A 14453-nucleotide genomic window follows, 5' to 3' on the forward strand; every position below is an offset into this window, starting at 1 on the left:
TACTAAAAAGACACAGAAAATCGGGTTTATAAAATTTTCTGTGCCTGATGGTTATTATTTTCTAATCAATGTTCTCGGTTCTAAATACGCTTCTAAACCTAAAATTCCGAATTCTCTCCCAATTCCCGATTGTTTGAATCCGCCAAAAGGTGCCATTGGGTCATGACTCAGTACATTCACCTGAACACGTCCTGCATTTATTTGTGAAGCAACGCTGTAGGCTCTCTCTTCGTTTTCGGAACTTACATACGCTTGTAATCCGTAAGTAGTATCGTTGGCGATTTCGATAGCTTCTTCTTCTGTTTTATAGGTGATAATAGATAAAACCGGCCCGAAAATCTCTTCTCTTGCAATTCTCATCTGATTATTTACGTTTACAAAAACGGTTGGTTTTACAAAGTTTCCGTTTTCCAGTCCTTCTGGTTTTCCTAAACCGCCAATCAGTATTTCGGCACCTTCCTCAATTCCGATCTGGATGTAGTTTTGCACACGTTCATATTGTTTTTGACTCACCATGGGGCCAACAGCGGTAGTTTCGTTTTTCGGATCACCCACAATTGTTTTGGATACTACAGCTGTAACCAGATTTTTCACCTCTTCCAATTTATGTTCAGGTACTAATAAACGTGTTCCTGCAATACAGGCTTGTCCGCTATTCATGAAGGCGGCAGCAATTGCCATCGGAATTGATTTTGATAAATCGGCATCGTCCAGGATAATGTTAGGTGATTTTCCGCCCAATTCCAATGTAATACGTTTCATGGTGTCAACCGCTTCTTTGGCGATCATTTTTCCAACAACAGTAGAACCGGTAAAGGAAATCTTTGCAATATCGGGATTGCGGCTAATTTCCGCGCCAACAACTTCGCCCAAACCATTCACGATATTAAATACTCCTTTTGGTAATCCGGCTTCGTGAAAACATTCCAGGATCAATTGGGTTTGCTGCGCGCTCATTTCACTTGGTTTGATTACCGCCGTACAACCCGCAGCAATAGCAGTGGCTAATTTTCCGCAAATAAAACCGTTGCTCGAATTCCACGGAATAATAATCCCTACGACGCCAACAGGTGCCATCTGTACTTCAGATTCCCCCATTGTTTTGCTGAAAGAATACGTATTTAGAAGTTTGATGGCTGAAGCGAAACTATTTAGCATATAACTATAGCTGATCGTGGCAAATTGAAGAGTTCCTCCGTATTCTTCAACTGTAATATCAATAAAATCCTGTTTTCTTTTTTCAATAGAAGCCTGCAGATTTTGTAAATACGTAATTCTTTCTGCTATCGTAGTCTTAGAGAAAGTTTTGAAGGCTTTTTTTGCGGCGTCTATGGCGTCAAGAGTGTCTTCACTGTTTCCTAAAATGACTTCTCCAAGTTTTTTATTGGTGGTAGGGCTAATAAGGTCAAAAAGATCCTTTCCTTTTGGAGTTACAAATTCTCCGTCGACGTAAATCTTGTCAATTATTCTCATGTTGTTTTTATTTATGATTTTATTTGACAAAGGTCGGCAGGAATGTAAGGTTCGGCTTTGTTGTAAAGCTCAAAGTAACTTTGTTTAAAAGCTCATGTTTTTGGTTGGGTTTTTGGAATAAAAAAAGCCTCCCAAACGAGAAGCTTTGTGCTGAATGAAGGTAGTTTTGTTTAGATTTTAAAAGTAATCACCGGTTTTATAGCGTGATTAACCAAACCTTCGCTAATACTTCCGTTAAAAAAATGCGCAAAACCGGTTCTTCCGTGTGTGCACATTCCGATAATGTCTGCATTTATAGAATTGGAGAAGTTTAAAATTCCCTTTTCGATATTGGTGTCATTGTAAATATGAGTAGAGTAGTTGGTCAGATTGAATTCAGCTACAAACTCATTCATGGCTTTTTGGATAGTATGGGTTGGTTTAAAACTATTGGGGGTACAAATCGTAACCAGGTGTATTTTTGAATCGAAGAATTGAGTGAAGTTTAAAAATTTTTCGAATGGTTTTTTGCTTTCGTCCGAAAAATCTGATGCGAAAATAATATTTCCCGGATTAAAGTTGGGAATATCTTTTTTGATTACTAAAACCGGAATTTCTGAATTTCGAACTACTTTTTCGGTGGTCGATCCTATGAGTAATTCCTCTACACCTGAAGAGCCGTGTGAGCCCATTACGATTAAATCTATTTCATAATCCTTGCTTACTTGTGCGATGCCGTGGATAGGTTTGTCCATTTTAACAATTTCAGTCACAGGAATTCCGTCCAGATAGGGTCTCGCAGAAAATTCGTCCAGCATTTCGTTGGCTTTTTTCATGAATAACATGGTTTCGGGAATGCTTGCGCCTCCGGTAATGGCGTCATTCATTTGATGCGGCAGTTCGAGCATGTGTAAAATCACGATTTCAGAACCGTTTTTTTTGGCAATTTGAGCAGCAACTTTTAAGGCGTCTTCAGCGTGTTCTGAAAAGTCAGTAGGTAGTAGAATTCGTTTCATAATTTTCGGGATTAAATAATGTGAATTTCCTTTGTTTTAATGCTTACATAAAGATAAGAAATATTTTCTTCGCCATCTATTTATTTTGATTTATAAAAAAAACACTATATTTGCACCGTTATTTATTAAAATCTAAATAATGAGGGGACTAAGTGTCCCCTCTTTTTATAAAATTATGACATTTAAAGAAAAAGTAAACGCATTAATTACAGAAGCACTTCTGGAAAAGCCATCAGTCTTTTTGATTGATTTGTCTATTTCTGATTCTTTTAAAATTAGTGTAGGTTTAGACGGGGATAATGGAGTGGCATTGCAGGATTGTATTGATATCAGTCGTGCAATCGAGAATAATCTGGATCGTGAAGAGCAGGATTTTTCGCTGGAAGTAGCATCAGTTGGAGTAGGATCTCCTTTGAAAATGACAAGGCAATACAAGAAAAATATTGGTAGAACGTTGATTGTTACTACAAATACTGAAAAAATTGAGGCAGAATTAGTGGAAGCTAACGATGTTTTTATAATTTTGTCTTGGGAAGCAAGAGAACCGAAAAAAGTAGGAAAAGGAAAAGAAACAGTTCAAAAAAAGCAACAAATACCTTATACAGAAATTAAAGAGGCAATTGTTACAGTAACATTTTAATTAAAGAATTCGCATGGAAAATTTAGCATTAATCGATTCATTCTCAGAGTTTAAAGATAATAAACTTATTGATCGTGTAACGCTTATGGCAATTTTAGAGGACGTGTTTAGAAATGCATTGAAGAAAAAATACGGTTCTGATGACAACTTCGATATTATCATTAATCCTGATAAAGGAGATATGGAGATATGGAGAAGGAGAGTAATTGTTGCTGATGAAGATCTGGATTTTGAAAACGAAGAAATTACCCTGACTGAAGCCAGAATGATTGAAGCGGATTTTGAAATTGGTGAAGAAGTTTCCGAAGAAGTTAAATTGATTGATTTAGGAAGAAGAGCTATTTTGGCCTTGCGTCAAAACTTAATTTCTAAAATTCACGAACACGATAATACGAATCTTTATAAGCAATTTAAAGATATTATTGGCGATATTTACACCGCAGAAGTACACCACGTGCGTCCAAGAGTTGTAATTTTGGTTGATGATGAAGGAAACGAAATTGTACTTCCAAAAGAAAAGCAAATTCCATCTGACTTTTTTCGTAAAGGAGATAATGTTCGAGGAATCATTGAAAGCGTTGAATTAAAAGGAAATAAACCTCAGATTATTATGTCCAGAACTTCTGAAAAGTTCCTGGAAAAATTATTTGAACAGGAAATTCCTGAGGTATTTGATGGTTTGATTACAGTTAAAAACGTAGTTCGTATTCCGGGTGAAAAAGCAAAAGTAGCGGTAGATTCTTATGATGACAGAATTGATCCTGTTGGAGCTTGTGTGGGTATGAAAGGATCTCGTATTCACGGAATTGTTCGTGAGTTAGGAAACGAAAATATCGACGTAATCAATTATACAAGTAATATTCAATTGTTTATTACAAGAGCATTAAGCCCTGCAAAAGTTTCTTCTATCAAAATTGATGAGGAAAACAAAAGAGCTGAAGTTTTCCTGAAATTAGAAGAAGTTTCTAAAGCTATTGGTAGAGGTGGTCATAATATAAAACTAGCAGGTCAGCTTACAGGTTACGAATTAGATGTTATTCGTGAAGGAGACGTTGCTGGTGCAACTGCAGATGAAGACGATGTTGAATTAACAGAGTTTTCAGATGAAATCGAAGACTGGGTAATAGAAGAATTTGCTAAAATAGGGCTAGATACTGCAAAAAGTATTTTAAAACAAGAAGTAGAAGATTTAGTAAGAAGAACAGATTTAGAAGAGGAAACTATTCTTGATGTGATGAAAATACTAAAAGAAGAGTTTGATAGTTAGTTATCTGCTCTAACAACACAACGAAAAAGGTAATAATAAAAAGGTTATATGTCTGAAGAGAGAGTAATAAGAATAAACAAGGTTTTAAGGGAATTAAATATTTCGTTAGAAAGAGCTGTTGATTATCTAAAAGATAAGGGAATTGCAATTGATGCAAATCCGAATGCAAAAATTTCTGATAGCGAATTTAATATCCTACAAAGCCAATTTGCGGGCGATAAGGGGAATAAGGAAGCTTCTAAAGAGGTAGGAGAAGAGAAAAGAAAAGAGAAAGAAGCATTACGTGTAGAACGTGAGAAAGAAATTGAGGACAAACGCAGACAAGACGAAGAGCGCCAGAAACAACAAGAAGTTATAAAAGCGAAAGCTGTTGTGACCGGGCCTGTTCAGGTTGGTAAGATAGATTTAAACCCAAGGAAACCAGAGAAGCCTGCAGTTGTTGCTACTCCTTCAGAGGAGCCGGTAAAAGCTGAAGAACCTAAAGTTGTTGTTGCTACTCCAGCTCAAGAGGAAAAACCTGTTCAAAAAGAAGCAGTACAGCCTGAGCCTGTAGCTCCTGTAGTTGCTGAGGACAAAGTTGAAAAACCTATTATTACAGAGAAAAAAGAAGTAAAAGCTGAAGCTCCAAAAGTAGCTCAGGAACCAGTTGTATCAACTGATCCTACAACTGCAGAGGAGACAATCACTACGCAATATCAAAAGTTATCAGGAACTACACTTACAGGTCAGACAATTGATTTATCTCAGTTTAACAAGCCTAAGAAAAAGAAAGAAGATCCTAAGATAACTCCAAATAAACCGGGAGCACCGGGGGCAGGAAATAACGCTAACAAAAATAAGCGTAAAAGAATTGCTCCTAAGCCAGGAACACCGGGAGCGCCAAAACCTGCTACAGGTAATGCTCCGGGAACTCCAAATCCTAATAAAATTACGCCAAATACAGGTGGTGGAGGTTTTAATGCTAACAGAAGTGCAAGACCTGGTTTTGTAAAAGGAAACCGTCCTGCTATTGTTGCTAAAGTTGAGCCTACTGAAGAGGAAGTAAAAAACCAAATTAGAGAGACTCTTGAAAAACTTCAGGGTAAAGGTGGAAAATCAAAAGCAGCTAAATACAGAAGAGATAAAAGAGATACGCACCGTCAGAAATCTGATGAGGAGCAAAGAGCTATTGACGAAGGAAGTAAAACGATTAAAGTTACAGAGTTCGTTACTGTTGGTGAAATTGCAATCATGATGGATGTGCCGATTACTAAAGTAATTGGAACTTGTATGTCACTTGGAATCATGGTTACCATGAACCAGCGTTTAGATGCTGAAACATTAACGATTGTAGCTGATGAATTTGGCTACGAGGTTGAGTTTATAACAGTCGATATCGAAGAAGCTATTGAGGTAGTTGCAGATAAAGAAGAAGATTTAGTAGTTAGAGCACCAATTGTTACTGTAATGGGTCACGTCGATCACGGTAAAACATCTTTACTGGATTATATCCGTAAAGAAAATGTTATTGCTGGTGAGTCCGGAGGTATTACACAGCACATTGGAGCATACGGGGTAACTTTAGATAACGGTCAGAAAATCGCATTTTTAGATACACCAGGTCACGAGGCGTTTACCGCGATGCGTGCACGTGGAGCCCAGGTTACCGATATTGCTATTATTGTAGTAGCTGCGGATGATGATATCATGCCACAAACAAAAGAAGCCATTTCTCACGCACAAGCTGCAGGGGTGCCGATTATATTTGCAATCAATAAAATTGATAAACCAAATGCTAATGTTGAGAAAATCAAAGAGCGTCTGGCTGGTATGAATTTACTTGTTGAAGACTGGGGCGGAAAAATTCAATCACATGATATTTCTGCAAAAGTGGGAACAGGTGTAAAAGAATTATTAGAAAAAGTATTATTGGAAGCTGAGATTTTAGATTTAAAATCAAATCCAAATAAAGCAGCTCAGGGAACAGTTGTTGAGGCTTTCTTAGATAAAGGAAAAGGATATGTATCTACAATTTTAGTTCAGCACGGAACTTTAAAAATTGGAGATTATATGCTGGCCGGAAAACACCACGGTAAGATTAAAGCGATGCATGATGAAAGAGGACATATTGTTTTAGAAGCAGGTCCTTCAACTCCGGTATCCGTTTTAGGTTTAGATGGTGCTGCTACTGCTGGGGATAAGTTCAATGTATTTGAAGACGAAAAAGAAGCAAAACAAATTGCATCTAAACGTTCTCAATTAATGCGTGAACAATCTGTACGTACACAAAGACATATTACGCTGGACGAAATCGGACGTCGTATAGCTCTTGGTCAGTTTAAAGAATTGAACGTGATCCTTAAAGGAGACGTTGATGGATCTGTTGAAGCATTATCAGATTCGTTCTCTAAACTTTCTACGGAAGAAATTCAGATTAACATTATACATAAAGGTGTTGGAGCAATTACCGAAACTGACGTTATGTTGGCTTCTGCTTCTGATGCGATCATTATCGGATTTAACGTTCGTCCTGCAGGAAACGCGAGACAGTTGGCAGATAAAGAAGAAATCGATATCCGTTACTATTCTATTATCTACGCAGCTATCGATGACTTGAAAGACGCGATGGAAGGAATGTTGGCTCCTGAGATGAAAGAAGAAATTTTAGGAACGGCTGAAATCCGTGAGATTTTCAAAATTTCTAAAGTGGGTTCTATTGCAGGATGTATGGTAATGGATGGTAAAATTATGAGAACTTCTAAAATTAGAGTTATCAGAGAAGGAGTAGTAGTGCATACGGGTGAGCTTGTGGCATTGAAACGTTTCAAAGATGATGTAAGAGAAGTTTCTAAAGGTTACGATTGTGGTATTCAGATTAAAGGATACAATGATATCGAAGAAAGAGATGTTATTGAAGCCTACCACGAAGTTGCTATCAAAAAGAAATTGAAATAAAATTCAATAATTATATTTTAAAGTCCCGGCGTTTGTTGGGACTTTTTTTTTGCTTGTGTTTTCGAAAGAACATTGTTTTAAGTGAAGGGAAATTTTTATTTATTTCAAATTTTAGTGTTATTTTTGATTAAAATTATTTGACTATGAAACGACTTATATATTCAGGGCTTCTTTTTTTAGGTCTTTCTACCTTGTCTTTTTCGCAAGAAGCTGTAGAGAAGAAATCTCCACCAGCAGGAAATGCTTTAGTAGGGGATTACTATGGTGCCGATGTTTCTAAAGTATCTGAAAACAAGGCGATCTCGGTTGATAAGCTGGAAGGAGGACTGAAGGATTCCAAAAAGATAGAAAATGTTGCCGTAAAAGGATTGGTAACCGATGTTTGTGAAAAAAGAGGATGCTGGCTGACGATTAAAACAGAAGGGGGAAATCCTTTTTTTGTTAAAATGAAAGATTATGCTTTTTTTGTGCCGACAGCTTTAAAAGGGAAAAATGTTGTTTTAGAAGGTGTCGCCGAGAAAAAGATTACCTCGGTTGAAGAGTTAAAGCATTATGCAAAAGATGCTAAAAAACCGCAATCAGAAATAGATGCCATTACAGCACCAAAAGAAGAAATTCGCTTTGTAGCTGATGGAATTAAAGTGGTAAACTAAGGCTTGCTTCGATTTCAAATGAAATAATTACCGATGAAGTCTCAACGAAAGTTGAGGCTTTTTTTTGTTTAGTAGTACTCTAATTTGTTTTAGGGCTTAAAGTATCTGAATTTATTTTTATAACTTTTCAATGGTTCTGCAATGGGTATCGCTTATGTCACTTATTAAAGCAGGCTAAATATTAAAAGTTTTGATGATGCAATTAATGATTCTCAACTCGCGCCTTGTTTGCAAAAAAAATCTTGATGATTTTAAAAAAAACGAGGGATAGTCCTGGTAATATGATTGCTAATTTTACAAATGATCCTTGGAATTCGACCAGATTTAACTGGACGGTAAAAAGTGGAGGAATAAGTTGTGATGGACCGCCTGCTGGACAAACATTGTCTTTATATATTGTTGCTACTGGTGTAACGACTGCTTTTAATTCTTTTACGTATACGGATTCTACGGATTTGTCTTGGGCAAGAACAATGTTGTATGAGTCGATTCATGCTTATTTGATAACATGTTATATACGTAATCCACGCGGTCTTGTTGCTGATTATCCAGTGATGTTTCAAGAATGGATAGCTGACAGTAATAAAGGGTTGAATAATCCTCAACATGAAGAAATTTCAAGAAGTTTTGTGAAATCTTTTGGAGATGCTTTTGAGGTGTATCTTATAACTAAAGGTTATAATCTAGATAAGCAATTTTATCAGGATATGGCTTGGGGTGGTCTTGAAGAAACAGATGCATTTAAGAACTTGTCGGAAGCAGATAGAAAAAGAATTTCGAATGTAATTCAAGTGGAACTACACGGGACAAATATGAATGGAAATCCAAAACCCCAAAAGGGTAAAAAAGCAGGTTGTTAATACATTTATTATGGAAAAATACAAATTTATCGTTTTAGTGTTTGTTTGCATGTTTTTTATGATGGGATATTCTTTTACGCAAACAAAATTGATTCCAACAAATAATAAGGGTGGTTATACTGTCACTTTTGGTGAAGGTCAAATAAAAGATAAACAAGAAACCGTTAATTTTCTTATAAGAGATGGGAAAAGTGTAACTATTAAAGGTCATGTTTATGATGTAAAAACCAGTGAGCCATTAAGCAATGCTGTAATTGTTGGTTGCTTTAAATTCTTAACAACAGATGAGGGAGAATATTCTTTTAGGACGCGAAATTTAGAAGGAGATTGGTTTTATATGGAAGTCGCAGCGATTGTACAGATCGGTTGATACTGGTTATATTAATATTTATGATAAAAAAGAGGTTATCATTGATTTTTATTTAGCGATTGACGATCGTCCTTTTTCGGAGTGTTCGGGAATAGGGAGCGATAGACATAAACGAATACAGGAAGAACTTAATAATTTAAAATAATAATATTTTTAATCTAATCAATACAAAAAAAAAGCAACTCCTGAATAGAGTTGCTTTTTTTATGATTCGCTATAATTTGTTCAGTGATTACTTACCCGGTTTTAGCAAAAAAACACTTTTATATTTCTTTTTGATTTCAGCTAAGTTTCTCTCTGCTTCGATTCTGGTTTTGAAATTCCCCACAATAACTTTATAGTTCGGTGTGTTGAAAATGATTGTTCCGTCAACTGCATAAAACTCTCTTTTGAAATCGGTTAGCGTTTTTTTGGCCTCATCGCTTTTTCCGCTAAAAATTTGAATTCTGTAAGTGTCGTTTGTACTTATTGATGTGTTAATTTTACGTTTGTCGTTTAGTAACTGCTCAAATTTTGGGTCCTGATTTAGTGTTAAATTTTGGTCTTGAGCATGAATATTATAAGCTAAAGTTAGTGTTGTTAGTGTTAAGAAAACTCTTGTGGATGGGGTTAAAATTCTCATAATGTGATGGTTTTTATGCAAAAATAGTATTTAAAGTTTATATTGAAAATTTCAATATTATTTAGAATTGATATAAATTGATATTTAAGAGTATTTTAAGGTTTTGAGAATAGTTCATAAGTCGTATTTTTGTGCAAGTTTTAAAAGAAGGTGTTCGGTTTTTATTGTTTTAATACAGAAAAAATCATACCAAAAATTAGTAGATAATTTTATACTATATGAAAAAGGTGGGTAACCATAATTCGATCTCAAGAAAATTACTTCTTAGCTTATCGCTAACGTTAATTTTCTCCCTAACTTCATTTGCTCAAGATGCTGCTGCTCCGGCGGCACCTGCTGCTGCTGCTCCGGCTGCAACTGCGGGTGGTGATCCAGTAAAAGGGAAGGAACTTTTTAATGCAAATTGCGCTGCATGTCACAAATTAGATGCAAAATCAACAGGTCCTGCCTTAAGAGGAGTTGCTGCTAAGCATGACATGGCCTGGATCTACAAGTGGGTTCATAACAGTTCTGAATTAATTAAGTCAGGTGATGCTGTTGCAGTTAAATTATTTGAAGAAAACAACAAGTCTGTTATGACTGCTTTTCCTCAATTGTCGGAAGGTGATATTGATAACATTATCGCTTATACTTCTGAAGTAAAAGCTGAGCCTGTTGCAGCTGCTGGTGGTGCTGCTACTCCTCCTGGTACAAAAGTTGAGAGCGGAAGTATTTCTAATAATATCATTTTAGGAGCCCTTGCTCTTGTAATGGCTATTTTAGTGGTAATGTTGTTCATGGTGAACAAAGTATTGACTAAAGTAGCAAGCAATAATGGTATTGTAGTGGCTCCTAGAGAAGCGAGAACGCCAATCTGGAAAGCTTTTGCTAGAAATCAGTTTTTAGTATTGGTTACTTCTATATTTTTGCTTTTGGCAAGTGGTTATTTTGTCTATGGATTTTTGATGCAAGTTGGTGTAGATCAAAACTATGAGCCAATTCAGCCAATTCATTATTCTCATAAAATTCACGCCGGAGACAACGAGATCAATTGTAAATATTGTCACTCTGCTGCACGTGTGAGTAAAAATGCAGGTATTCCTTCTTTGAATGTTTGTATGAACTGTCATAAAAATATTTCTGAAGTTGCCGAAACTACTGCTACTCCTGAGTACAGCAAAGCGTTTTACGATGCTCAAATTCAAAAACTGTATGATGCAGTTGGATGGGATAAAGCAAAACAAGCTTATACCGGAAAAACGCAGCCTGTAAAATGGGTTCGTATTCATAATCTTCCTGATTTTGTTTACTTCAATCACTCACAACACGTTTCTGTTGCAGGTGTTGAATGTCAGACTTGTCACGGACCGGTACAGGAATTTGAAATCATGAAGCAATATTCTAAATTAACAATGGGATGGTGTATTGATTGCCACAGAAAAACTGATGTTAAGATGGAAGGAAATGCATATTATGATAAAATTCATGCTGAACTTTCTAAAAAATACGGTGTAGAAAAATTGACTGCAGCGCAAATGGGAGGTTTAGAATGCGGTAAATGCCACTATTAATCGAATTATTAAGATTTTAATATTTATATACAATGTCATCAAACAAAAAATACTGGAAAAGTGTTGAGGAACTAGAAAATAGTTCTATTGTTGAGGCGCTTAGAAATAACGAATTTGTTGAAGAGATTCCTACTGATGAATTTTTAGGAAACGCAGATGCATTAGCTACATCTGGAACTTCACGTCGTGACTTTTTAAAGTACGTAGGGTTTAGTACTGCAGCCGTAACGCTAGCAGCTTGCGAAGGCCCTGTTCACAAGTCTATACCTTATGTGTTACAACCGGAACAAATCATTCCTGGTGTTGCTGATTATTATGCAACAACTGTTTTTGATGGTTTTGATTTTGCTAACCTTTTAGTAAAAACTCGTGAAGGTCGTCCAATTAAAATTGAAAACAATACTATTTCCGGAGCTAAGTTTTCAGCCAATGCCAGAATTCATGCGTCAATCCTGTCATTATATGACAGCATGCGTCTGAAAGAACCTAAATTGGATGGAAAAAATAGTAGCTGGTCTGCTGTTGATTTGAAAATTAAATCAAGTATTGCTGATGCAAAAGCAAAAGGTGGACAAGTTGTATTGTTGACTAATACTTTAGCGAGTCCGTCTACTGAAAAACTGATTGGTGAATTTATCGCTAAAAACCCAAATGCAAAGCATGTGGTTTATGATGCAGTATCTTCTTCAGAAGCGTTAGATGCATTTCAGACAGTGTATGGTGAGAGAGCTTTAGTAGATTATGATTTTTCAAAAGCTTCTTTAATTGTTTCTGTCGGAGCTGATTTCTTGGGAGATTGGCAAGGTGGAGGATATGATTCAGGATATGCGAAAGGACGTATTCCTCAAAATGGAAAAATGTCTCGTCATTTTCAGTTTGAATCAAACATGACTTTATCCGGAGCTGCTGCTGATAAGCGTATTCCTATGACAGGAGCTGATCAGAAGCAAGTTTTAGTTCAAATATATAATATCGTTGCAGGTGCTTCTGTTCCGGTTTCTTTGGAAGCTAAATTTAAGACAGAAGCTGTTAAAGCTGCTCAGCAGTTAAAAGCTGCTGGTTCAAAAGGAGTTTTAGTATCTGGAATTGAAGATAAAAATGCTCAGTTGTTAGTCTTGGCTATCAATCAGGCATTGGCTAGTGAGGCCTTTACTACTGTTGGGACAAGACAGATTAGAAAAGGTTCAAATGCGGTGGTTGCTCAATTGGTAAAAGATATGAATGCAGGTAGTGTTCATACTTTGATTATGAGTGGTGTTAACCCGGTTTATACATTAGCGGATTCTGCTTCTTTTGAAGCCGGATTGAAAAAAGTAAAAACATCAGTAGCTTTCTCTTTGAAAGAAGATGAAACTGCATCAGTTACTACAATTGCTGCTCCTGTTGCTCACTATTTAGAGGCTTGGGGTGATGTTGAAATAACAAAAGGAACTTATAGTTTAACACAACCAACTATTCGCCCTATATTTAATACAAAACAATTTCAGGACGTTTTATTATCATTAAACGGAATTCCTGGAACTTTCTATGATTATATCAAAGCTAATTCTGCTGGTATTATTGCAGGTTCTTCGTGGAATAAAGTTTTACATGATGGTGTTTTTGTAGTTGGATCTGCTGCTTTAGCTGGTGGAGCTGTTGATTATGCTGCTGCTGCAAATGCAGTTTCAAAATCAAAACCAGCTGGTGACTTCGAATTGGTATTGTATACTAAAACAGGTTTAGGTGACGGACAACAAGCAAACAACCCTTGGTTGCAGGAGTTTCCGGATCCAATCACAAGAGTTTCATGGGATAACTATGTTACTGTTTCGAATGCTGATGCTAAGAAATTGGGTTTAACAAATGAAATTGTGGCTAACGGAGGTTTAAATGGTAGTTATGCTACTATTACTCTGGTTGATGGTGCTAAGTTAGAAAACGTGCCTGTAATTGTTCAGCCGGGACAAGCTGTTGGTACAGTCGGTTTAGCTGTTGGTTACGGACGTAAAGCTGCTTTAAAAGAAGAAATGCAGGTAGGTTTAAATGCTTACGCTTTATATAAAAACTTTAATAATGTTCAGGCTGTTTCTTCTATTGTGAAAGCAAACGGAGTACACGAGTTTGCTTGTGTGCAGGGTCAGAAAACTTTAATGGGTAGAGGAGATATTATTAAGGAAACTACTCTTGAAGTCTTTAACTCAAAAGATGCTGAACACTGGAATCCACAACCAATGGTCTCTTTGGATCATCAGGAAGTAGAAGCTACAACAGTTGATTTATGGGAGTCATTTGATCGTTCAACAGGGCATCATTTTAATCTTTCAATCGACTTAAATGCTTGTACAGGATGTGGGGCATGTGTTATTGCCTGTCATGCTGAAAACAATGTACCGGTTGTAGGTAAAGCAGAGGTAAGAAGAAGCCGTGATATGCACTGGTTGCGTATTGACAGATACTATTCTTCTGAAAGCACTTTTGAAGGTGATAATGAAAGAAAAGAGAATATTGCCGGTTTATCCAGCTCATTGTCTACCTTTAATGAAATGGAAAAAGCAGGAGATAATCCTCAGGTTGCTTTCCAGCCAGTAATGTGTCAACACTGTAATCACGCACCTTGTGAAACAGTTTGTCCGGTTGCTGCAACCTCTCACGGTCGTGAGGGTCAAAATCATATGGCATACAACAGATGTGTTGGTACTCGTTATTGTGCAAACAACTGTCCGTATAAAGTACGTCGTTTTAACTGGTTCTTGTACAACAAAAACAGTGAGTTCGATTATCACATGAATGATGATTTAGGTCGTATGGTATTAAACCCAGACGTAAATGTTCGTTCACGTGGAGTTATGGAAAAATGTTCTATGTGTATTCAAATGACACAAGCTACAAAATTAAAAGCGAAAAATGAAGGACGTCCGGTTGTTGATGGTGAATTCCAGACAGCTTGTTCCAGCGCTTGTTCTTCTGGAGCGATGATCTTTGGAGATGTTAATGATAAAGAAAGTAAAGTAGCTAAATTAGCTGCTGATGAAAGATCATACCATTTGTTAGAGCATGTTGGAACAAAACCTAATGTGGTTTACCATGTTAAAGTTAGAAATACGTAG

Annotated in this window: 11 protein-coding genes; 8 read left to right on the forward strand and 3 right to left on the reverse strand. The window is 36.5% G+C overall.

Annotated elements, in window-relative coordinates; genetic code table 11:
• Positions 1 to 54: 54 nt before the first annotated feature.
• Positions 55 to 1473 (reverse strand): aldehyde dehydrogenase family protein, encoded by a 1419-nt coding sequence (locus GJU43_RS01470; protein WP_154339080.1) that lies wholly within the window; start codon positions 1471 to 1473, stop codon positions 55 to 57.
• A 170-nt stretch (positions 1474 to 1643) separates the two neighbouring features.
• The gene (locus GJU43_RS01475) at positions 1644 to 2468 is read right to left on the reverse strand and encodes a universal stress protein (protein WP_154339081.1); all 825 of its coding nucleotides are present in this window, start codon (positions 2466 to 2468) and stop codon (positions 1644 to 1646) included.
• A gap of 175 nt (positions 2469 to 2643) precedes the next feature.
• Between GJU43_RS01475 and rimP the strand changes: the two genes are divergently transcribed.
• The 6 genes from rimP (at position 2644) to GJU43_RS01505 (ending at position 9192) form a co-directional block, all read left to right on the forward strand.
• On the forward strand, positions 2644 to 3108 hold the full coding sequence (gene rimP, locus GJU43_RS01480) for a ribosome assembly cofactor RimP (protein WP_195760008.1): 465 nt from the start codon (positions 2644 to 2646) through the stop codon (positions 3106 to 3108).
• Between the two features lie 13 nt (positions 3109 to 3121).
• Positions 3122 to 4375, forward strand: a complete 1254-nt coding sequence (gene nusA, locus GJU43_RS01485) for a transcription termination factor NusA (protein ID WP_127337718.1) — start codon at positions 3122 to 3124, stop codon at positions 4373 to 4375.
• A 48-nt stretch (positions 4376 to 4423) separates the two neighbouring features.
• Positions 4424 to 7309 (forward strand): translation initiation factor IF-2, encoded by a 2886-nt coding sequence (infB, locus tag GJU43_RS01490; RefSeq protein WP_154339083.1) that lies wholly within the window; start codon positions 4424 to 4426, stop codon positions 7307 to 7309.
• A gap of 143 nt (positions 7310 to 7452) precedes the next feature.
• A complete protein-coding gene (locus GJU43_RS01495) occupies positions 7453 to 7962 on the forward strand; it encodes a DUF4920 domain-containing protein (RefSeq protein ID WP_154339084.1) in 510 nt (169 codons plus the stop codon).
• A 245-nt stretch (positions 7963 to 8207) separates the two neighbouring features.
• Complete coding sequence (locus GJU43_RS01500; RefSeq protein WP_154339085.1) at positions 8208 to 8822, forward strand: hypothetical protein; 615 nt, start codon at positions 8208 to 8210, stop codon at positions 8820 to 8822.
• Positions 8823 to 8832: 10 nt separating this feature from the next.
• Entirely contained in the window at positions 8833 to 9192 is a 360-nt protein-coding gene (locus GJU43_RS01505; protein ID WP_154339086.1) for a hypothetical protein, read from the forward strand.
• 232 nt (positions 9193 to 9424) lie between these two features.
• Here GJU43_RS01505 and GJU43_RS01510 read toward each other — a convergent pair whose 3' ends face one another.
• Positions 9425 to 9814, reverse strand: coding sequence for an SPOR domain-containing protein (locus tag GJU43_RS01510; protein ID WP_154339087.1), 390 nt, complete (start codon positions 9812 to 9814; stop codon positions 9425 to 9427).
• 218 nt (positions 9815 to 10032) lie between these two features.
• Between GJU43_RS01510 and GJU43_RS01515 the strand changes: the two genes are divergently transcribed.
• Both GJU43_RS01515 and GJU43_RS01520 read left to right on the forward strand, forming a co-directional pair.
• Positions 10033 to 11364 carry a c-type cytochrome gene (locus tag GJU43_RS01515; RefSeq protein ID WP_154339088.1) on the forward strand — a complete coding sequence of 444 codons (1332 nt, stop codon included), beginning with the start codon at positions 10033 to 10035 and terminating at the stop codon, positions 11362 to 11364.
• 32 nt (positions 11365 to 11396) lie between these two features.
• The gene (locus tag GJU43_RS01520; RefSeq protein ID WP_154339089.1) at positions 11397 to 14453 is read left to right on the forward strand and encodes a TAT-variant-translocated molybdopterin oxidoreductase; all 3057 of its coding nucleotides are present in this window, start codon (positions 11397 to 11399) and stop codon (positions 14451 to 14453) included.

The organism is Flavobacterium sp. LC2016-23 (genome assembly GCF_009674775.1).
Taxonomy (GTDB): Bacteria; Bacteroidota; Bacteroidia; order Flavobacteriales; family Flavobacteriaceae; genus Flavobacterium.